A 21479-nucleotide genomic window follows, 5' to 3' on the forward strand; every position below is an offset into this window, starting at 1 on the left:
ATGTAACCCTGAATTCATTTCAGGGTCTTTGTTGTGATGATTTTCCTGACTAAAAAGATCCTGAAACAAGTTCAGGATGACGAGGCGGAGAGAATTTTCTTCTGATGTTATTCATTCGAAACCAAATTCGTTATTTCGACTGCATCGTAGTCCCGATGTTAAGTCGGGAGAGAAATCTGTTTGATAGATTTCTCCCACTTCGGTCGAAATGACGATCAAGTAGCTTAATTTAATCCAATTTCTCTTCAATCAACAACTTAATAATGCCATCGGCCATACCCACTTTAGGCACATAAATCTGTTTTATACCAGTCCATTTCATTAAGGTTAAATAAATCTCACAAGCCGGGATAATTACGTCTGCACGGTCGGGATTTAAGCCCAGCGTATTAATTCTTTCTTTCAGTGAATAACTGGTTAATTTATTATACATCGAATTTAGCTTTTGCAAAGACAGAGGTGCATTTTCCTTCTCATCCGACATGCGGAAGAGTTTATTGATGTTACCACCGGTACCTATGCCTGCCAAATGTTTATATGCTTTTGTATGTTCTTTTACCCAATCTTTCATTTCATCCCAGGTTTCTTCCTTATCCTGGTTATCGAGCATCCTGATTGTACCAATATTGAAGGATCTTGATGCTTCTGGAGCACCTTTTACAAAAACTGACAGTTCGGTACTACCTCCACCCACATCAATATATAGGTAATTTTTATTTTCGTCTAACTCTTCTTCAATATGGTTAGCATAAATAATATTTGCTTCCCGCTGCCCCTCAATAATCTCTAAAGTAACGTCTGCTTCCTTTTTAATCAGCTTAACAATATCTTCTCCATTACGGGCCTCACGCATGGCAGATGTTGCACAGGCTAAATATTCCGAAACATGATAAACATCCATCAGATTTTTAAAAGCAGTCATGGTTTTTACCAGATCTGCAGATTTTTTTTCCGAAATATATTGATCTAAGAATGCATCATCTCCCAACCGGAGCGGCACACGTATAAGAGTGTTCTTTTTATACTTATATTTTCCGTCTTGTTTGCTAATATCAGCGATGAGTAACCTCACCGCATTCGAACCGATATCTATAGCTGCGTATCTTAACATTATGATTGATGCTTTGTTTTTAAATAGTTGTAGATGTCTACCTGCGCCCTTATCTTTTTACTTAATCTGTTTTTATGGTATTTATTATTGTTCAAAGTATTAATCTGCCTTGATTTGGTATTATCCTGCAGTTGCAGATCGATAATATCCTGTATCTCCTGTTTCACATCATGATCTAAAACCGGGAATCCTACCTCTACGCGGTGTTCGAAATTCCTGCTCATTAAATCTGCAGATGATAAATACATGTCGTTTTTACCGTTATTACCAAAAATATAAACCCTGGCATGCTCCAAAAACTTATCGATAATACTAATGGCGGTAATATTTTCACTAAAGCCCTTTACTCCAGGTACCAGACAGCAGATACCACGGATAATCAGCTGAACTTTAACCCCAGCATTGCTCGCATCGTAAAGTTTGGCAATAATTCCTTCATCCGCTAAACTATTTACCTTTAACATGATGTAAGCAAGTTTGCCCTGTTTAGCATTCCTGATTTCACGGTTAATAAAATTGACCAGTTTCGAACGGCTCTCCAGCGGCGAAACAATCAGGTGTTTAAATCCCTTAGTTACTGTACGTTTGCTCAACGCATCAAAAAGTTTTACCAGATCGTTCGTAATCTCTTTCTTTGCGGTGAAAATACTATGATCACAGTATAAACCTGCGGTTTTCTCGTTAAAGTTTCCTGTTGCTAAGTTTGCATAGTAAACTGGCTTGTCTTTTTCAATCCGTTTAACCAAACAAATTTTAGAGTGCACTTTATAGTCGGTTAAACCGTAATTTACCTTAACCCCCTCCTCCATTAAGCGGCTGGTCCAGTAAATATTAGCCTGTTCATCAAAACGTGCTTTAAGTTCTAATAAAACAGAAACTGCTTTACCATTTTTAGCTGCGTTGATTAATGCATTGATTACTTTTGAGTTTTCGGCTAACCGGTATAAAGTAATCTGTATTTCGGTTACTTTCGGATCAATTGCAGCTTCACGTAAGAACAAAATAATATAGTCATACGATTGGTAGGGTAAATTTACCAAATAATCGCGCTGGGCAACTTTATTAAACATACTTTGGGTTCTGTGCAAATCGTGAACCTTCAGTGGCACATTCGGCGCATATTCCAATTCCTTTTTACCTACATTTGGGAAAGCAATAAAATCGCCAAACTTATGGTAACGGTTACCCGGAATTAAACTTTCGGCCTCAAGCTTAAGTTTATTCACCAGTACAGTAAGCATATTTAAAGGCATCGCCGAATCATAAAGCAAACGCATTGGTTTTCCTTTTTTACGTTTTTCTAAACTGCTTTTTAAATCTTCGATAAACTTATCATTAATGTTTTTATCGATATCTAATTCGGCATCCCGCGTTAGCTGGATCGAATAAGCCTCTAAATTATCGTAAGTAAAAACATAAAATATATCATCCAAACAATACCTGATAATGTCTTCGGCAAGAATAATAAATTTTAAATCGTTTGTTTCAGGCAGGACCAAAAACCGTGGCAAATTAGGCGGAATTTCAATCAGTGCATATTTCTCTTTAATTTTTGTATCCTTTTTCGAAAGTTTAACAAAAAAGTAAAGGTACCGGTCTTTCAGTTCTGGAAAAGGTTTATCCATATCCAGCATAATGGGAACCAGGTTAGATAAAATCTTATCCCTGAAATGATTTTTAACGAATTCTCCCCTGCTTACATTCAGTTGAGTATCGTTTAAGATAAAAATCCTGTTTTGAGCAAGTTCGTTTATCAGGGTAGCCTGAAAAAGCTGGTCGAATTTTCTTTCCTGTTTTACAACAATATTTTTAATCTCATTCAGAATTTTCTTTGGATTAAATCCCAAAAGTGCTTTAGCCTTATCGTTCAGATTGGTTAGCCGGGTCATGGTGGCCACTCGCACACGGTAAAATTCCTCTAAATTTGAAGAAAATATAGATAGAAATTTAATCCGTTCAATCAGCGGAACCGTTTCATCGGCGGCTTCCTGCAGTACACGTTCGTTAAAGTAAAGCCAACTGATTTCGCGGTTTAAAAAAGGGATCTTCTTATTGCTCATTTAAAAAAATAAAAAATCCCTGCCAAAACAGGGATGCTCAAAACTGCACATTAATTTGTTAAATTGATGTTAATTCATTTACACGTTAACGTTAACAAATTTATTTTTTAGTAGGTGTTTTCGTCTCTTTATTAACCGATGTTGAAGTTTTAGCAACCGTTTTTTTAACAACAGGGGCTGCTTTTGCAGGAGTAGCGGCCGGCGCTATTACTTTTTTAACTGCTGTAGCAGCTTTTGCTGGTGCTTTACCTGCGGTACTTGCCGCTTTTTTGGCAACTGTTGTCGACTCTTTTGCTGCTTCTTTTGCTTTTATAACTGGCTTTGCCAATACTTTTTCTGCCTTTTCTTCTGTTTCTATTGCAGCAACCTTAATGCTTTGTACTACTGGTTTAGCCTTTGCAACGGCTTTTTTAACAACTTTCTGAGCAGTTCTTTCAGATTTACTTACCGCTTTGGCAACTGGTTTCTTCGCTGCTTTTGCTTTCTCTTTTGATGCATGTAGCAAATCATCAATTTTCTGTCCCACATCTGCCTTTACGATGGTGAACTTCTTAGTTAATTTTTTAGCCACACGCTTACTCGCTTTCCCTACCTCCGTACTAATTTCCGATACATCATGACCTAAACTTTTGATCACATCTAAGAACTTATCTGTAATCGACTGCTCCAATTGTTTCTTCACTTCTTTTTTGGTGATCTTTTTTTGAGACTTCGGTTTAGTGGTTTTCATATTATTTTTCGTTTTTTTGTGAGGATGGATTAATTTCTATTAAATCTACTTATTTTTTTACTTTAAAGCTAAAACCATGCCTTCTTTTGATATTGTAAGTAAAGTTGATGCGCAAACATTGGACAACGCAATTAACAATGCTAAAAAAGAAATCCTTAACCGATTCGACTTTAACGGATCGAAAAGCACCATCGATCTGGATAAAAAAACAAACGTGGTAACCATTGTTACTGAAGATGATATGCGATTAAAAGCAATCGAAGGTTCCATTATCTCGCGGATGATGAAACAGAATTTAGATCCGAAAAGTTTAGATTTTGGCGATGAGCATCAGGCCTCCGGTAACATGATCAGAAAAGAAATCAGTATTAAAGAAGGATTAGATAAGGAAGCAGCAAAAAAGGTTGTGGCAAAGATCAAAGCGAGTGGATTAAAAGTTCAGCCTGCTATTAYGGACGATCAGGTTAGAGTAACCGCAAAAAAAATCGATGATCTGCAAGCTGTGATGAATCTTTGTAGAAATGAAGATTTTGGTCAGCCATTACAGTTTATTAATATGCGCAATTAGAAAGCTTAACTGTTTAAACTGGTTAATCGGTTAACCGTACTGCTGTATTACTACAATTAACCAATTTAAACAATTAACCGATTAACCATTCAACTCATGGAAATCAGCGAAAACGGTTTTATATTTTCCGATAAAAAAGAGCTTTTAGATCCCGAAGCCATACATCATTATTTAAGTGTAGAATCTTATTGGGCAAAAGGCATCCCCTTAGATACCGTAAAACGTTCTATTGAAAACTCACTTTGTTTTGGCATTTACAAAGGAACAGAGCAGGTAGGTTTTGCCCGTTGGGTAACCGATAAGGCCACCTTTGCATGGCTTTGCGATGTGTACGTTAAAGAAAGTTACCGCGGTTTGGGCTTATCAAAAAAACTAATGTCGTTTATGATCTTCCACCCCGATCTACAGGGATTAAGAACTTATCGGCTCGGTACCTTAGATGCACACGGATTGTACAAACAATTTGGTTTCGAGCCAATTGAAAATCCGGAGCGTTTAATGGCCATTGTTGTTAAAAATCCATACGGAGCGGAATAATCGCCATTCAGCAGCTAAAACCTTTTTTCAACTCTCTTGTTTTTCATACACATCAAAACATAGAGAAAACATGAAAAAGATATTTTTATTATCCACTGCTTTTGCCCTGGTGCTTTCATTTCAGGCTTGTCAAACTGCAGATAAGAAATCGGCAACAACAAAAGACAGTGTTGCTGGCGATACCAATATGGTAAATGGCAACCATGCTACAGGAGCCGAAAGTACAGAATCGGGTGTTGATGAAGCGGGTGCAACTTTTTTAAGAAAAGCAGCAATTGGAGGTATCATGGAAGTTGAAGCCGCTAAGATTGCACAGAAAAATGCCAAAAGTGCTGAGGTGAAAGATTTCGCCGCTAAAATGTTGACTGATCACACAAAAGCCAATACAGAGTTGAAAGCTTTGGCTGTCAACAAAAAAGTAATCACCCCAGATGCATTGCCGGCCGAAGATCAGATTCATTTGGATGAAATGAAGAAAATGACGGGTACAGCTTTTGATAAACATTATATGGTTATGATGGTTACCGATCATGAAAAAACAGTAGCCTTATTTAAACTGGGGATGCAAAACCGCGATCAGGCAATTAAAAGCTGGGCTGGCAACACTTTAAGTGTAATCGAATCTCATGATGAAATGGCAAAAAAAATCGTTGCCAATATGAAATAAACAGAGGCAAATTTTGCTTTAAAGATCAAAATCCTGAATAATGAATTTCAGGATTTTTTTCGTTACCAAAATGTGTGAAAAACATCATTTTTAATACAATTTCTTCCAATAAAAAAATTAAAATTAACTTTCGCCGTTTAATACAAAAATACATAAATGAATAAGAGTAGAATTTTTAGCGCGCTGTTAAGTGTTGCGCTTGTAAGTGCGGTACCAACTTTGGTCAGTGCGCAAAAAGCCAATTGGCAAAATCTTGATCTTAAAAGTGATAGTACATTCGGAATCAGTACCGAAAAAGCATATAAAGAACTTTTAAAAGGTAAAAAATCTGTTAAAGTTATCGTAGCAGTTAATGATGGTGGTGTAGAAGCTACCCATGAAGACTTAAAACGAATTATGTGGGTAAATACCAAAGAGATAACCGGCAATGGCAAGGACGATGATAAGAATGGTTATATCGACGATATAAATGGCTGGAACTTTATTGGCGGCCCTAAAGAATCTGTAAACTTCGAAACCTTAGAATTAACCCGTTTGGTTCGTCGCGATCAGGCACGTTTTGCCAATACCACAGATGCAAATGTAGCAGAAAAAGATAAAAAGGATTTTGAAATTTTTAAAGCAGAAAGAGCCGACTTAGAAAAACAATTGGCAGAAGCCAGGGAAAATCTGGCAGGTATTACTGGTTTTAAAACAGCTTTAGATGCTGTGGTAAAGAAAATCGGTAAAGAAAACCCAACCGTAGAAGATTTTAAAAACTTCAAACCTTCTACAGAGGTTGAAGGCAGGATCCAAAATATACTGAGCCAGCAATTAGAAAAAGGCAACTTCAAAGATTTTTACGAAGATCAGATTACAGAAGGATTTGATTATTATAGTCGCCAGGTTAATTACAACTTAAATCTTGACTATGATCCGCGCGCTATTGTTGGCGATGATCCGAACAATGTTAAGGAGAAATTTTATGGCAATAACGATGTTGCAGGTCCTGATGCGATGCACGGCACACACGTAGCCGGTATCATTGCGGCTGATAGAACCAACAAACTTGGTATTTTAGGTGTAGCAGATAACGTTGCCATTATGGGTGTTCGTTGTACGCCAAATGGTGATGAAAGGGATAAAGATGTTGCTAATGCTATTCGTTACGCTGTTGATAACGGTGCAAAAGTAATCAACATGAGTTTTGGCAAGGCTTATAGCTGGGACAAGGCCATCGTTAATGAAGCTATGAAATATGCGGCATCTAAAGATGTATTGATCGTTCAGGCAGCGGGTAACGAAAACAAAAATATCGATGTAGARAATAATTTCCCTAACCACAAAGATTTAGATGAGAAAACTATTGCATCGTGGATTACCGTTGGTGCTTCAGGCCCTAAAGATGATGAAACACTAAAAGCCAGTTTCTCTAATTTCGGCAAAACCCAGGTAGATGTTTTTGCTCCAGGCGTTCAGATTTATTCTACTGTACCGGGTTCTAAATACAAAAATTTAGACGGAACCAGTATGGCATCTCCTGTTGTAGCTGGCTTAGCAGGATTAATCCGCTCTTATTATCCAAAATTAACAGCGGCGCAGGTAAAAGAAATCATTGTTAAATCGGTTACCAAAGTTAACCATAACGTACAGTATGCTAAAGGCGAAGAACCAGACGCAGAAAAAGTTTCTATCCCATTCTCTGATCTTTGTATCAGTGGCGGAATTGTTAATACTTACAATGCATTAAAGCTAGCGGCAACTTACTCGGGTAAAGCAGTTGCGAAATAATTTTTCTGTTTGTCATTCTGAGCGAAAGCGAAAAATCTTCAAACTGTTACCCTTAACAAGATAAATAAACAAAAAATGCGTCCCAATGTAAAATCTGGATGCATTTTTTGTTTATTTGAATGGTTATCATTTCGAGGCACGTAGATCCAAAGCAATAAGATTATCTTCGATTAGCACTTCGTAATTCCAAATCAAGTTCAGTTATCTATCTAAGTAAAGATCCTTCGACTATGCTCAGGATGACAAACCGCGTTTGGAATTAAACTAAAAGACAACTTAACTAAGCCAATATCTTATCCGGCGTTATCGGCAATGTCCTGATCCTCTTTCCGGTGGCATTAAAAACAGCATTAGCTACAGCAGCAGAAAAACCGATCAGCGCAATTTCACCCATTCCCTTTGCACCCATCGGATTAATGTAAGGATCGGGCTTATTGATAAAATTCACATCAATTTCTGGCACATCAGCATTTACCGGAACATGGTAATCGGCAAAATTATTATTGATATATCTTCCATAACGGTGGTCGATAATCGATTCTTCGGTTAAAGCCATACCAATACCGCCAACAGCACCACCGAGCATCTGGCTTCGGGCCGTTTTTGGACTTACAATGGTACCGGAATCGCCTACAGAAACGATTTTACTCACTTTTACTACGCCTGTAAGCGAATGAACCTTTACCTGTACAAAGTGAATGGAAAACGAATACATAGAGAAATTATCTCTTTCCTTTCCCCCTTGACTTTCTTTGGTTACTTCTATTTGCGGAAGATTATTCTTTTTTAAAACATCAACAAAATTAGCCGTTGCATCCATATTCGAATTTGCAGCCAGTTCTGCGATGGCTGATTTTAACGCTACGCAAACATCATTAACTGCCGAACCTACTGTAGATAACGTAGCCGAACCGCCCTGACTTGGCGCTGGTGGCAAAGAAGAATCGCCTAATTCGAATGTAATTTTATTTACAGGAATTTTCATTAATTTATTGGCGATTAAAGTCATGCCAGTTCCTGTTCCCGGACCGATATCGCTGGTTGCACTTTGCAAAAGCAGCGATCCATCAGCCTTTAAAATGCCTTTCACACTGGCTTTACCTCTATTGGCGTTAAAAACGCCAACACTTACCCCATAACCTGTTTGCCATGGTCCTTCAATCAAACTGCCAGGCTTATTTTTCCGGTTGCCCCACCCTATTTTTTCTGCCCCGATTTTATAGGCTTCTTTAATGTTTTTGCTCGAAAAGGGTTTGTTTTTCTGTTGATCGGTTTCAGGATCGTTTTTTATCCTGAAATCCAATGGATCCATATCCAAAGCATGCGCCATTTCATCAATTGCACTTTCCAGGGCAAAAGCTCCTGTAGCCTCTCCTGGACCACGCATCCATATTGGAACGCCAAGATCTACCGGAACAATGGCATAAGCCGTATTTACGTTATCGCATTGGTACATAAACTTTGCCATGTTCACCACGCCTTCGGTAAAGTTCTCGTAAGTAGAGGTTTCGCCATAAGCCCTGTGTGTAATCCCTGTTAATTTACCATCTTTGTTTGCCCCCAAACCAATGGTTTGTATGGCTGCCGGCCGATTACCCACCATGGTAAACATTTGCATCCTGGTAATCACCACTTTTACAGGTTTACCAATATGTTTAGAGGCCATTACTGTTGCAATTTCCAATGGCCATGTGCGTAAAGCCATTCCAAAACCACCGCCAACAAACTCCGAATTTACCTGAATATTCTCCATTGGAATTTTAAAAACATTTGCAATGGTACCCTGAGTAGCTTTTACACCTTGTGTTTTGGCATAAACGGTAAGCTGGTTATTTGGCCTCCAATCAGCGATAATTCCGTGCAGTTCCATCGGGTTATGTGTTTCGATAGGCAGGAAATATCTTTCTTCGAGCTTCACCTCTGCTGTTTTATAAGCGTTTTCTATGCCACGTTTATAGTCGGCCTGACCTTGAAGTTTCTTTGCTTTAGGATCTTTTAAAGCTTTTTCAAAATCAGTGTTAAAATCCTCTTTAGCATAAGTTGCTTTAACCAATGATGCCGCATGAGTTGCCCTTTCGAAGGTATTGGCCACTACAATTGCGATTGGCTGTCCATTGTAGAAAATTTTGTCGGTATAAAAAATCTTCATCTGTGGACCGCCTTCCTGCTCGTAAGCAGCTGCCGATGGCTTATTTAAATGCGAAATCACAGCAATTACACCTGGTGCTTTTTCAGCCGCCTTGGTATCGAGCGCTGTAATTTTTCCTTTGGTAATGGTACTGGTTACCAAAACACCATAGGTTAAACCCGGCAGTTCGTATTCCGCAAAATATTTAGCTTGCCCCGTAACTTTTAAAATTCCATCTACGCGGTCGTTGTCGTCTTTTAAAATTCTCTTTTCCATAACTAAGCTTTAGATTTTGCAAGATTCAACGCCTCGATTATTGTATTGGGTGCCAGTTTAAGTTTAAAGTCATTTCCTCCAAAACCTTTTGCATCCTTCATGGCCAACTGGGCTGCCTGTTCAAAATTCGATAAGGTGGCTTCTTTTCCTTTTAAGAAATTTTCGGATGCTGTTAAACGCCAGGGTTTGTGCGCGACTCCACCCATTGCCAAACGAATATCGGTAATTTTATTATTGCTGAGCTCAAATGCTGCAGCTACAGAAACAAGTGCAAAAGCATAAGAAGCCCGATCTCTAACTTTAAGATAATGGTAATTTTTAGCGAGGTTATTCATCGGAATTTCCAAACGAATAATCATTTCGTCTGCTTTTAAGTTATTGTCTAACTGCGGAGTATCTCCTGCCAGACGATGAAAATCTTTAAATGGTATTTTACGTTCTCCTTTAGCATTGGCCACCAACACTTCAGCATCTAAAGCCGTTAATGCTACGCACATATCGCTTGGATGAACGGCAATACATTTCTCTGAAGTCCCGAAAATAGCATGCATGCGGTTAAAACCTTCCATGGCACCACAGCCTGTACCGGGTTGACGCTTATTACAAGGCATTTCGGTGTCGTAAAAATAACCACAACGTGTACGCTGCATCATATTACCACCAACAGTAGCTACATTTCTCAGCTGGGCAGATGCGCCCGCTTGTAAAGCCCAGGAAAGTAATGGCAGTTTCTCTTTAATCAGCGCATTGTCTGCAACTGCAGAATTAGAAGCCAAAGCACCAATATGGATTTTATTTCCAATCTGCTCGATCTGCTTTAATGGAACATGATTGATATCGATGAGTTTTTCGGGCGCCGTAACACCTCTTTTCATTAAATCGATCAGGTTGGTACCTCCGGCCAGGAATTTTGCGTTTTTATCTTTTACCAACAAGGCAATTGCTGATTTTGCCGTGGTTGTTCTTAAGTATTGAAAATTGATCATACCTTTTCGCCTCCTTCCTTAACTTCAATAATCGCATCAACTATATTAGGATAAGCACCACATCTACAGATATTTCCACTCATATATTCACTTATTTCTGCTCTCGAACCAGTATGCCCTTCGCGTACACAGGCCACAGCCGACATAATCTGTCCCGGCGTACAATAGCCACATTGAAAACCATCATGCTTGATAAATGCAGCCTGCATGGGATGCAAAGTTTCGCCGTTGGCCAATCCTTCAATCGTGGTAATTTTCTTTCCCTCATTCATCACAGCTAAACTGAGGCATGAATTTACCCTTTGTCCATCAACATGAACGGTGCAAGCGCCACACTGGCCATGGTCGCATCCTTTTTTAGTCCCCGTTAGGTGTAATTCTTCACGCAAATAATCTAAAAGCGTTACCCTCGGCTCAACCGTAGTTTGATATGCTTTATTATTTACCGTAAGTTTTAATGGGATTTTCTCGAAAAGTTGAGCGAAACGTTCATCGGCATTACTTTCTGCTGCTTTAACCGCAACGCCAGGCGTTAATGCAATGGCTGTAATTACCGAACTTTTTTTGAGAAAATCGCGCCTGCTATCACCCTGATTTGGTTTCTGATCGGAAGATTTCATAATTGGATATTTAGATATTGGGATGTACTCCTAAGTTCGTAATTCTAAAGCTCAGAATGTAGCAATTCAGAAATTTAGAATTATTCTATCGTTAGTATTTTTATATAACTCATTAGAAATAAATCATTAACAAAATAATTTCCAAAATGTTCAACCAATTTATACTTTTATAACATGGACAACGTAAAACCACTACCCGATTTATCAGCAGAAGAACAACGTGTTTTAGGCGCATTAATAGAAAAAAGCCGCACCACGCCCGATTATTACCCAATGACTTTGAACAGTTTAACAGCTGCATGTAATCAAAAAAGCTCAAGAAATCCTGTGGTAAATTACGATGAAGAAACCATAACTTTAACACTAAATCAACTTAAAACAAAAGGTTTAATCTCCACTGCCACAGGAGGATCAAGTCGCGCAACTAAATACAAACATAATCTGGCTATTGTTTATCCTTTATTGCCTTCGGAGTTGGCCATTATTTGTTTATTGCTTTTACGCGGACCACTAACACCTGGTGAAATCAATAGCAATTCGGGAAGATTGTATGAATTTGAAAGCATAGAAGAAGTCTTAGAACAGCTTCAGAAACTATCAGATGAAGAACCAGCATTTGTAAAACAACTGGCAAAAAAAGCTGGTCAAAAAGAGGCTCGTTTTGTTCATCTTTTAGGCGAACAGGCCGAAACTACTTCAGAACCTGAAACCGAAACAATAAGCACCCCGCAATTTGATCCTACTGAACTGGAAAACAGAATAGAGAAACTAGAACTGGAAATTGAAGAATTGAAAGAGCTTGTTAATTTATTGATGGATAAATAATGGGGTCATTAGGCATTGGTTCATTGGTTTCTAACCCATTGGCATAACCCAAAGTGATTGTTGGTCTGAGCGTAATTGAAGACTGTTATATTACATTTTCCGTGCTTCTGTGTTTCCGTGGCAGAAAATTATTAGGTCTTAGGGAGACGCTAAGACCAGTATAGTTTTAATTTTTGTACCCTGAAAAAATAGGTCTCTCCATTTCACTCCAGTCGAGATGACGACACGATTTAAACCTATCTAAAACAAAAAAAGTGCTTGGCGATTAACCAAACACTTTAAAAATTCCCAATCAGGTTGAGAATAACAAAATCAATTAAGCCTCATACTTTTTAAAGATAGTACTCGCGGTGTGACCACCAAAGCCAAAAGTGTTATTTAAAACATAATTGATCTCCTTTTTAATACTTTCTCTCAACACAAAATTCAATCCTTTTGGAATGTTTTCGTCAAGATTTTTGGTATTAATAGTAGGCGGTACCACATTATCTCTGATCGATAAAACACTGATTACACTTTCAACCGCTCCGGCAGCACCAAGCAAATGACCCGTCATCGATTTAGTTGCACCAATTACGACTGGTAAACCTTTGAATACAGTATTAATCGCCTGTAATTCACTTAAATCGCCCAATCCGGTTGAAGTGGCGTGTGCATTAATATAATCGATTTTATCAGCAGTAATTCCAGCATCTTTTAAAGCTTTTGTCATACCCAAAGCCGCACCGATCCCATCAGGAGGGGTTCCGGTTAGGTGATATGCATCAGCGGCCATTCCACCACCAATAATTTCGGCATAAATGTGGGCACCACGTGCTAAAGCATGATCCAGATCTTCTAAAATCAATGCACCTGCACCTTCGCTCATTACAAAACCATCTCTGTCGGCATCAAAAGGTTTAGAAGCCCCTTGTGGATCCTCGTTATTTTTAGATAGAGCCTGAGCAGCATTAAAGCCACCTACAGATGACTTGGTCAACGCAGCTTCAGAACCACCGGCAATCATTACACTTGCTTTTCCTAAACGAATGGTATCGAAAGCATTGATAATGGCAGTATTAGATGATGCACAGGCTGATACGGTACAATAATTTGGTCCACGCAATTTATGACGGATGGAAATGGCTCCGGCGGCAATATCGACAATCATTTTTGGAATGAAATAAGGATTAAACCTTGGTGTTCCATCACCTGCATGAAATTCTTCCAACTGCGCTTCAAAAGTACCGATCCCGCCATTTCCGGTTGCCCAGATTACGCCAACTTCAGCCAATTGATCATCGGTCATTGCAGCAAAATCTAATCCTGCATCCTTTATCGCCTGATCGCTCGATCCGATTGCATATTGGGTAAAAAGGTCGTACTTTTTAATTTCTTTTTTCTCCAGGTATTCTTCAGGATTAAAATCCTTCACCTCGCCCGCAAAACGGGTTTTGAATTTACTGGCATCAAATTTTGTAATGGGACCGATGCCACTTTTTCCGGTCAATATCTGTTGCCAGAATTGCTCAACGGTATTACCAAGCGGTGTTATTGCACCTAAACCTGTTACTACTACTCTTTTCATTTTTTTAATTTTTAGTCAATATCCTTGAATAAATAATCGACCAATGATTGTACGCGTGGGGCAATAATTAATATAGCAGGAATGGCTACAATGTAAGAAATGCCCCATGATTTTAACCAAACCTTCATAAAGATCGATGTAAATCCAAGATTAACACTTATGGCCGCGAAAGTAACTATTCCTGTAGTAAAAACCGCCATAATAAATGCAAATGCCACCTTCTTTTTCATTCCAGTTATCTGATTAATTTTGAACAGAATCGGTCCAGGCTTTTCTATTTGCATTCATCACATTTAAAGCATCAACCGGCGATTGTCTGAACAACTCATAAATCTTTGCAGTATCACCTACCCTGATTTCAAACTCATCATTGGCTAAAGCCRCCAACAGATCATCTGCAACAACCGATGGTTTAATGCCGTTATGACCGCCAATTTCTTTTGAGAATTCAGTATCCACCAATGGTGGCATCAATTCGAAAACCTTAACAGCAGTTTCTTCTAAACTTAACCTTAACGAAGTGCTGTAAGAATGTAATGCTGCTTTACTGGCCGCGTAAGTTGGCAAAGTAACTCCGGGAACATAAGCCACAATAGATGAAACGTTTACGATAGCTGATTCGCGCTGTGCTTTTAAAACAGGCAACAATTTTTGATTGATCCTGATAATTGATAAATAATTGGTCAACATTTCATCTTCTGCATTCGCAAAAGCATCTTCATTGGGGTCAGCTAAATTGTACAGGATTGCTCTTCCTGCATTATTGATCACGATATTTAATTGAGGGAAATCAGCTTTGATGCGGGCTACCAATTGATCTACATCCTCAGCCTTGCTTACATCAGAAAGAATGGTGGTTACATTTTGTAATGATGCAGCAGCTGCATCTAGTCGTTCCTGGTTTCTACCAGTAATAATTACATGATTATCTAAAGCAGTCAACTGTTTTGCAATTTCTAAACCGATACCAGCTGTTCCGCCGATCAATAAAACGGTATTTTGTGAAGTTTTCATTTTATATTTTTTTTTTAAAATTTTAAGATTAAACAAGTGCTCACCGCGTGAGCATAAACGCTATTATTTTCATCAATTAATTGCGCTTCTACCAAGGCGGTACGTCCACCAAGGTTGATCACCTTCCCTACGGTTTTTAGTTTCCCGGTTTGGATGGTAACAGCTTTCAGGAAATTTATCTTCAGCTCTAAAGTGGTATATCCTTTTCCCACAGGTAAAAGCGAATGGACCGAACAGCCCATAGCAGAATCTAAAATAGCAGTGATTACCCCGCCATGCACAGTGCCAATTGGGTTGTAATGAAACTCTTGAGGTGTAAATTCGAAAACCACATTGCCCTTTTCGATCAGGCTTACACTAAAATCCAAGGTATGTAATAATGGCGGCAGCGGAAATTTATGATCGCTCATGGCCTGCAGATAATCAACACCATCCATCTGCATAGCTTCCTTCGCTCCTTTCATTGGGTCTTCCCAAGTTATTATTCTGGTTCTTTTCATAATAAAATACCAATCGGTATATTTTAGTTTAAAAATTTTTAGCTGAGGCTATTGATATATTTTTTTAATGAGTCCATAATTAAATTCCAGTGTGCAGGTTTTGCGGTCAACCTCGAAATCATAATGCCGCCTTCTATTATAGCAATAATTGTTAGCGCAACCTGCTCTGGATTGTGATCTGCATTGATTTCTTTGGCATAAATACCTGATTCAACCAGTTTAGCAATTTTATTTTTCCAGCCTAAAACTGCTTTCAAAACTTTTTCCCGCAATTCGGGATGGGTATCATCAGCATCAACAGCAGTATTTAAAACAGGGCAACCTCCTTCTGATACAGAACCATCGATAAATTTCTGGTAAATATTGATGTACACCAAAAGCTTATCCTTTACGCTGACCTGTTTGTTCATGTCAGCATCTATCCTTGATGAAACATTTTTCAGGTTATAATCAAAAGCCGCCAGCGCCACTTCATCCTTATTGGCGAAGTTACCGTAAATACTGCCTTTGGTTAAACCCGTGGCAGCAGTAATATCATTTAAAGAAGTGCCTGCATAACCTTTCATATTAAAAATAGGTGCGGTTTTCTCTACAATGAAATTTCTTGTTTTTTCTGCCTTAGTCATGCTCTTTTAAATTGACGATGCAAATATATACCAATCGGTATATTTAATGCAAATATTTTTATCATCGAAATCTCCTTTTAATTACAGTAATTTAATTTACGTTTGAATTTTGTAACTTTGATTTATGAACAAGCCGGAGACAATTGAAGATTTTTACCAGAACAAATTTAGTTTCTTACCAGACAACCTACAAAACGGCGTGGGGCACTTTAACGTTTTCAAGTTAGAAGATTGTTTAAAGGATGATCATAAGCCAATGAGTTATAACCGTAGGGATTATTACAAAATCTGCCTTACCCGCGGACATAATGTTTACCACTATGCAGACAAAAGCATTGAGATTAATGGAACGGCTCTAATCTTCTTCAATCCGCTTGTACCTTATACATGGGAATTGGCCAGTGGTAAACAAAGCGAGGTGACAGGCTATTTTTGTATTTTTACAGAAGCTTTTTTTACCGAAAAGATCCGCGGAAACATTGGTGATTTACCCATGTTCGTACCTGGCGGGAAACCGGCGTATATTTTAAATGAAAAACAAGATGCTCAAATAGAAAGCATTTTCGATAAAATGTTCGAGGAAATCAATACCGATTACGTCTATAAATACGACCTGCTCAGAAACTATATTACTGAGATTACACACTTTGCGCTAAAAACACAACCATCTGAAACACTATTTAAACATACTGATGCCAATACAAGGATCACTTCTGTCTTTACGGAGTTATTAGAGCGTCAATTCCCCATCGAAACAACTACGCAAAGGCTTACCATGCGCTCAGCCAAAGATTATGCTTCGCAACTTTCGGTACATGTAAACCACTTAAACCGTGCAATTAAAGAAACCACTGGCAAAACCACCACACATTATATTACTGAGCGTTTATTAAGCGAAGCTAAAGCTTTACTCAAGCATACCRACTGGAATATATCAGAAATAGGTTATTGCCTTGGTTTTGAAGAGCCTACCCATTTTAATAACTTTTTTAAAAAACTAACTAACCACACCCCTACTTCTTACCGAATTGTTTGAATTTCGTAATCATAAGTTTGATTAACGTAATAAAACGAATCCATTTGCACTGTAATTTTGTCTTAACAAAAAGGAAAAAACTATGGGCAAGAAAAAAGTTTGGTTTATTACCGGAGCTTCAAAGGGCTTAGGATTAAGTTTGGTTCATCAGTTGCTAAATGCTGGCCAATATGTTGCGGCCACATCAAGAAATATCAGTGAACTTAAAAAAGCAGTAAATAATGATAGCGGAAAATTCCTTCCTCTAGCCGTTAACCTCGCCGATGAACAAAGCGTTGAGAATGCGATAAAGACGACTATTACAAAATTCGAAAGAATCGATGTGGTCATCAATAATGCAGGTTACGGAATCGGAGGCAGTATTGAAGAGCTTAGCGATGCAGAAACACGCAACAGTTTTGATGTTAACGTTTTCGGAACACTGAATGTCATCAGAAAAGCTTCACCTTATTTAAGGGCACAACGAGCCGGACATATCATCAACATTGCATCAATTGCAGGTATTGCAGGCGCAACAGGCTGGGCAGTATATGCAGCGGCAAAATCGGCTGTGATTGCATTGTCAGAAGTATCGGCAGAAGACCTAAAAGAATTTGGCATAAAAGTAACTGTTGTGGCTCCCGGCGCATTCAGAACCAGTTTTTTAACTACTGATTCGTTGATTTTGGCTGCCAATCCAATTGCAGAATACGAAGAAGTGCGGGCAATACACAGCAAATACCTAAAAATGGACGGTCAACAGATCGGTGACCCGGAGAAAGCTGCTGCTGCAATGATCTCATTGGCAAGTATGCCTAATCCACCCCTTCATTTACTTTTAGGGAACGACGCTTTTCAAAGAGCAAACAACAAGTTAGAATCACTACAAAAGGAATTTAGAGACTGGAAAGCCATTACAATTTCAACGGATTTCGACGAAAATTAATTCAATAGACAAAAACATTATGGAAAATCAAAAAGTATGGTTTGTAACAGGCGCATCAAAAGGCCTGGGACTTACATTAGTAAAAACATTATTAAGCAATGGCCTTAGCGTTGCTGCAACTTCAAGAAACCTGAACGATTTAATTAACGCAGTTGGTGAACATGAAAACTTTTTACCACTAGCTGTTGATTTAATCGACGAAAGCAGTGTAGAAGCGGCAATTAGCCAAACGATCAGCAAATTCGGTCAGGTTGATGTGGTGGTAAACAATGCAGGCTATGGCATGCTTGGTGCTTTAGAAGAATTGAGCGATAAAGAATCACGTCAAAATTTTGATGTAAACGTTTTTGGTTCGTTAAACGTCATCAGAAAAGTACTTCCTCAATTGCGAAAACAACAATCAGGTCACATTTTCAATATTTCTTCAATCGGTGGCTTTTCAGGTAACTTCCCTGGTTTCGGAATATATTGCGCTACAAAATTTGCGGTCGTTGGTTTTACCGAATCGTTAGCGGCTGAAGTAAAATCGATGGGAATCAAAGCAACGATTGTAGAGCCGGGTTATTTCAGAACGGCATTCCTAACTGCAGGATCATTAGCGGTACCGAATAAACCAATTGATGCCTACAAAGAGGTACGCGACTCGCAAGCGGCACATCAGAACGACATCAATAACCAACAGCCAGGCGATCCGGCCAAAGCAGTTGAGGTAATTATTGAAGCTTCGAAAAGTGAAAACCCACCGCTCCATTTATTCTTAGGGCCTGATGCTTATCAGGTAGCTGATGCAAAAATTGCAGACGTACAAAGGGATATGGCCAATTGGAAATATCTGGCAACTGCCACTAATTTTGATGAGATTGATGCGTAATATCTAGAGCAATCGTCATTTCGAGCGGAGTGCAGCGAAGCCGAGAACCCGAAAGCTCTGCGAAGCAAAATCTGTCTGGATAAACCTCTCCATTTCACTGCGTTTCAGTCGAGATGACGATTTTTCTTTTGGAGTCTGTTAATGGTAGGTTAGTAAAAAACCCTTTTTTGATATATTAAAGACACTTCGACTCCGCTCAGTGTGATAGAAATGTTAGATAAGTAAATAATTGGATGAAATTTCAACAGGCTCTTACAACTCTTTGAAATACTTCTTCCTAAACCATTGCGCCAGGTTAACCAGTGCAATTAATGCTGGTACCTCAACCAACGGACCGATTACACCGGCAAATGCCTGCCCTGAATGAATACCGAATACACCTATAGCCACAGCGATAGCCAATTCAAAGTTATTACCAGTTGCCGTAAATGCAATAGCGGTACTTTTGCCATAATCGGCTCCAAAATACCTGCCCGCAAAAAAACTGATCACAAACATGATCACAAAATAAATCACCAAGGGTAAAGCAATTCGCAGTACATCAAACGGAATTTGCACAATTAATTCTCCTTTCAAACTAAACATCACTACAATGGTAAATAACAAAGCAATTAAGGTTATAGGAGAAATCATCGGTACAAAAGTGGAATAAAACCATTCATCGCCTTTCCACTTGATCAGTACTTTTTGACTTAAAATACCGAGTACAAACGGAATCCCAAGATAAACCCCTACACTCTTTGCAATTTCTGCAATGGAAATTGATACAGAAAGGCCTTTTAAACCAAAAACGGGTGGTAAAACCGTAATAAAAAAATAGGCAAATACACTGTAAAGCAATACCTGAAAAATACTGTTCAGGGCAATTAAACCAGCTGCATACTCGCGGTTCCCATCGGCAAGCTCATTCCATACCACCACCATCGCAATACACCTGGCGAGGCCGATCATAATTAAGCCAGCCATGTATTCGGGATAATCATGTAAAAATGCAATGGCCAGGAAAAACATCAGAATCGGGCCGATTATCCAGTTTAAAACAAGCGAAGCGCTTAATATTTTTACATTTTTAAATACTTCGCCTAAATTCTGGTATTTAACTTTTGCTAAAGGCGGATACATCATCAGGATCAATCCGATGGCCAAAGGAATGTTTGTACTCCCGCTCGAAAATGAATTGATCAAGACTGCTGATGATGGGAACAAAAAACCTAAGCCCACCCCTAATAACATGGCTAAGAAAATCCACAATGTTAGATAACGATCTAAAAAGCTTAGATGTTTTCTTTGAGCTGCCGGGGCACAAATATCTGCAGACATATTAGCTTTTCAGGTTTTTGTTTACAAAATCTTCCATATAAACCTTTACCAGATCTCTTGTATTTCTAAATTCGGCCATAATTTCTTCATCTGTACCTACGGCTTTTGCAGGATCGGGAAAATTATGGTGCATTTTTATAGCCTGCGTTGGGAAATATGGACAACTTTCTTTCGCATGATCGCAAACGGTAATCACATAATCGAAAGGAACATCAAAATACTCCTCGATATTGTTAGAGGTTTGTCCTGAAATATCGATTCCATCTTCAGCCATTACTTTTATCGCCCTAGGGTTAACGCCATGAACTTCGATACCAGCGCTGTAAATTTTGGCCTTATTTTGGGCGAAATGTTTCAAATAGCCTTCTGCCAGTTGACTTCTGCAACTATTTCCGGTGCAAAGCACCAATACATTTTTCATTCCTATAACTTTTGAATCATTAACAACATCCACTTCCTGGAGAACAACTATTTTGACTGGCTGCTAGATTAACCAATTCGACCTTTTGCTTTATCGGCTGAGCAGGCGCACAACATTCTTCACCAATTTCGGTGGTACCACAGCTTCCGCCACGGTTAATCGCTTTACATTGGGTAGCATCAGGTGTTAGATCCAAAATCAGGTTTTCCCCATCAATTTTAAATTCACCTGGAAACATTTGCCTCGTATCGAACGCAGAATTGCCAAATTCAATTTTCACAATTCCATTGGGGTTTAACGGCAGTTTGCTTTCTACCAGATTGATAATGGATAGTGCTTTTTTCACCTGCATGGCCCTACCCGTTTCTTGTTCGGTAGGTTCCCATAATTGTACAATAATCTCAGTCCAGGCGTTCATTACGCCTCCACAATCTACCGAAACAATCGGCGCCTGTTTAATTTCAGTGATGTGATAATTGGCATTTACCCACTTGCCTGGAGCATATTGAAACTGTAATACCAATTCTGGATGCTGCTGAAGATTAGCCTTAAAGCTGCTCCATGTTATTGAAGACATATTGATCATAATATTGCAATTTAACGATTGATTTAAATAAAAAATTTTTAACAACAGTTCTGGCCGCCTTTATATGAGGCAAAGAAATCGCCCAACTGTGTTTGTAATAACTTCCAGGTTTTAGGTTCTATACAATAGCAAATACTCACCCCCTCGATAGTGCCTTGTATAATACCTGCATTTTTAAGTTCTTTTAAATGCTGAGAAATAGTAGCCTGAGCTAAGCCGAGTTCCTCAACTAAATCGCCACAGATACAGGTATTCGATTTAAGGATACGCTGAAGAATCGCAATCCGCGCAGGATGAGCCATCGCTTTTAATAACGCTGCCATTTGATTCTGCTC

At 38.8% G+C, this 21479-nt stretch carries 23 protein-coding genes; 8 read left to right on the forward strand and 15 right to left on the reverse strand.

Annotated features, from left to right (window positions below):
- Positions 1 to 229: 229 nt before the first annotated feature.
- The 3 genes from AC1DPQ_RS00795 to AC1DPQ_RS00805 form a co-directional block, all read right to left on the reverse strand.
- Positions 230 to 1111, reverse strand: a complete 882-nt coding sequence (locus AC1DPQ_RS00795) for a Ppx/GppA phosphatase family protein (RefSeq protein ID WP_029275244.1) — start codon at positions 1109 to 1111, stop codon at positions 230 to 232.
- The gene (ppk1, locus tag AC1DPQ_RS00800) at positions 1111 to 3171 is read right to left on the reverse strand and encodes a polyphosphate kinase 1 (protein ID WP_477607524.1); all 2061 of its coding nucleotides are present in this window, start codon (positions 3169 to 3171) and stop codon (positions 1111 to 1113) included. Before ppk1 ends, AC1DPQ_RS00795 begins: the two co-directional genes overlap by 1 nt.
- Before the next feature lie 100 nt (positions 3172 to 3271).
- A complete protein-coding gene (locus tag AC1DPQ_RS00805; protein ID WP_477583992.1) occupies positions 3272 to 3901 on the reverse strand; it encodes a hypothetical protein in 630 nt (209 codons plus the stop codon).
- Positions 3902 to 3977: 76 nt separating this feature from the next.
- Between AC1DPQ_RS00805 and AC1DPQ_RS00810 the strand changes: the two genes are divergently transcribed.
- From AC1DPQ_RS00810 to AC1DPQ_RS00825, 4 genes are all read left to right on the forward strand, one after another.
- The gene (locus AC1DPQ_RS00810) at positions 3978 to 4469 is read left to right on the forward strand and encodes a YajQ family cyclic di-GMP-binding protein (RefSeq protein ID WP_477607526.1); all 492 of its coding nucleotides are present in this window, start codon (positions 3978 to 3980) and stop codon (positions 4467 to 4469) included.
- A 96-nt stretch (positions 4470 to 4565) separates the two neighbouring features.
- Positions 4566 to 5006: a GNAT family N-acetyltransferase gene (locus AC1DPQ_RS00815; protein WP_477583994.1), complete on the forward strand. Its 441-nt coding sequence runs from the start codon at positions 4566 to 4568 to the stop codon at positions 5004 to 5006.
- Between the two features lie 70 nt (positions 5007 to 5076).
- Positions 5077 to 5673: a DUF4142 domain-containing protein gene (locus AC1DPQ_RS00820; protein WP_477583995.1), complete on the forward strand. Its 597-nt coding sequence runs from the start codon at positions 5077 to 5079 to the stop codon at positions 5671 to 5673.
- A 156-nt stretch (positions 5674 to 5829) separates the two neighbouring features.
- Positions 5830 to 7443 (forward strand): S8 family peptidase, encoded by a 1614-nt coding sequence (locus tag AC1DPQ_RS00825; RefSeq protein ID WP_477583996.1) that lies wholly within the window; start codon positions 5830 to 5832, stop codon positions 7441 to 7443.
- 280 nt (positions 7444 to 7723) lie between these two features.
- On the opposite strand, the gene AC1DPQ_RS00830 is transcribed toward AC1DPQ_RS00825, so the two are convergent.
- Genes AC1DPQ_RS00830 through AC1DPQ_RS00840 form a run of 3 tightly spaced genes read right to left on the reverse strand, consistent with a single transcriptional unit; the run spans position 7724 to position 11453 of the window.
- Positions 7724 to 9847 carry a xanthine dehydrogenase family protein molybdopterin-binding subunit gene (locus AC1DPQ_RS00830; RefSeq protein WP_477607528.1) on the reverse strand — a complete coding sequence of 708 codons (2124 nt, stop codon included), beginning with the start codon at positions 9845 to 9847 and terminating at the stop codon, positions 7724 to 7726.
- 2 nt (positions 9848 to 9849) lie between these two features.
- Positions 9850 to 10833 (reverse strand): FAD binding domain-containing protein, encoded by a 984-nt coding sequence (locus tag AC1DPQ_RS00835; protein WP_477607530.1) that lies wholly within the window; start codon positions 10831 to 10833, stop codon positions 9850 to 9852.
- The gene (locus AC1DPQ_RS00840; RefSeq protein WP_230149977.1) at positions 10830 to 11453 is read right to left on the reverse strand and encodes a (2Fe-2S)-binding protein; all 624 of its coding nucleotides are present in this window, start codon (positions 11451 to 11453) and stop codon (positions 10830 to 10832) included. Before AC1DPQ_RS00840 ends, AC1DPQ_RS00835 begins: the two co-directional genes overlap by 4 nt.
- A gap of 174 nt (positions 11454 to 11627) precedes the next feature.
- On the opposite strand from AC1DPQ_RS00840, the gene AC1DPQ_RS00845 reads away from it, so the two are divergent.
- Positions 11628 to 12278, forward strand: a complete 651-nt coding sequence (locus AC1DPQ_RS00845) for a YceH family protein (RefSeq protein ID WP_477584003.1) — start codon at positions 11628 to 11630, stop codon at positions 12276 to 12278.
- Between the two features lie 316 nt (positions 12279 to 12594).
- On the opposite strand, the gene fabF is transcribed toward AC1DPQ_RS00845, so the two are convergent.
- Genes fabF through AC1DPQ_RS00870 form a run of 5 tightly spaced genes read right to left on the reverse strand, consistent with a single transcriptional unit; the run spans position 12595 to position 15985 of the window.
- Positions 12595 to 13845 (reverse strand): beta-ketoacyl-ACP synthase II, encoded by a 1251-nt coding sequence (gene fabF / locus AC1DPQ_RS00850; RefSeq protein WP_477607532.1) that lies wholly within the window; start codon positions 13843 to 13845, stop codon positions 12595 to 12597.
- 11 nt (positions 13846 to 13856) lie between these two features.
- Positions 13857 to 14075 (reverse strand): DUF2798 domain-containing protein, encoded by a 219-nt coding sequence (locus tag AC1DPQ_RS00855; protein ID WP_477581955.1) that lies wholly within the window; start codon positions 14073 to 14075, stop codon positions 13857 to 13859.
- Positions 14076 to 14088: 13 nt separating this feature from the next.
- Positions 14089 to 14859 carry an SDR family oxidoreductase gene (locus tag AC1DPQ_RS00860; protein ID WP_477607534.1) on the reverse strand — a complete coding sequence of 257 codons (771 nt, stop codon included), beginning with the start codon at positions 14857 to 14859 and terminating at the stop codon, positions 14089 to 14091.
- A 14-nt stretch (positions 14860 to 14873) separates the two neighbouring features.
- The gene (locus tag AC1DPQ_RS00865; protein WP_477581959.1) at positions 14874 to 15359 is read right to left on the reverse strand and encodes a PaaI family thioesterase; all 486 of its coding nucleotides are present in this window, start codon (positions 15357 to 15359) and stop codon (positions 14874 to 14876) included.
- Positions 15360 to 15397: 38 nt separating this feature from the next.
- On the reverse strand, positions 15398 to 15985 hold the full coding sequence (locus AC1DPQ_RS00870) for a TetR/AcrR family transcriptional regulator (RefSeq protein ID WP_477581961.1): 588 nt from the start codon (positions 15983 to 15985) through the stop codon (positions 15398 to 15400).
- A gap of 124 nt (positions 15986 to 16109) precedes the next feature.
- Here AC1DPQ_RS00870 and AC1DPQ_RS00875 point away from each other — a divergent pair, with 124 nt between their 5' ends.
- The 3 genes from AC1DPQ_RS00875 to AC1DPQ_RS00885 all read left to right on the forward strand — a co-directional run bounded on the left by AC1DPQ_RS00875 (position 16110) and on the right by AC1DPQ_RS00885 (position 18817).
- Entirely contained in the window at positions 16110 to 17021 is a 912-nt protein-coding gene (locus AC1DPQ_RS00875; RefSeq protein ID WP_477607536.1) for a helix-turn-helix domain-containing protein, read from the forward strand.
- 82 nt (positions 17022 to 17103) lie between these two features.
- Positions 17104 to 17946, forward strand: coding sequence for an SDR family NAD(P)-dependent oxidoreductase (locus AC1DPQ_RS00880; RefSeq protein ID WP_477581965.1), 843 nt, complete (start codon positions 17104 to 17106; stop codon positions 17944 to 17946).
- Positions 17947 to 17965: 19 nt separating this feature from the next.
- Complete coding sequence (locus AC1DPQ_RS00885; protein ID WP_477581966.1) at positions 17966 to 18817, forward strand: SDR family NAD(P)-dependent oxidoreductase; 852 nt, start codon at positions 17966 to 17968, stop codon at positions 18815 to 18817.
- Positions 18818 to 19069: 252 nt separating this feature from the next.
- Here the strand turns inward: AC1DPQ_RS00885 and arsB are convergent, their stop codons facing one another.
- The 4 genes from arsB to AC1DPQ_RS00905 form a co-directional block, all read right to left on the reverse strand.
- Positions 19070 to 20137 carry an ACR3 family arsenite efflux transporter gene (gene arsB / locus AC1DPQ_RS00890; protein WP_477607538.1) on the reverse strand — a complete coding sequence of 356 codons (1068 nt, stop codon included), beginning with the start codon at positions 20135 to 20137 and terminating at the stop codon, positions 19070 to 19072.
- 1 nt (position 20138) lies between these two features.
- Complete coding sequence (locus AC1DPQ_RS00895; RefSeq protein WP_477581969.1) at positions 20139 to 20558, reverse strand: arsenate reductase ArsC; 420 nt, start codon at positions 20556 to 20558, stop codon at positions 20139 to 20141.
- 19 nt (positions 20559 to 20577) lie between these two features.
- On the reverse strand, positions 20578 to 21135 hold the full coding sequence (locus tag AC1DPQ_RS00900; protein WP_477607539.1) for a DUF6428 family protein: 558 nt from the start codon (positions 21133 to 21135) through the stop codon (positions 20578 to 20580).
- 47 nt (positions 21136 to 21182) lie between these two features.
- Positions 21183 to 21479 (reverse strand): ArsR/SmtB family transcription factor (locus AC1DPQ_RS00905; protein WP_477607541.1); only part of this gene is annotated, 297 nt, incomplete at its 5' end.

The organism is Pedobacter sp. 01T416_2 (assembly GCF_056398925.1).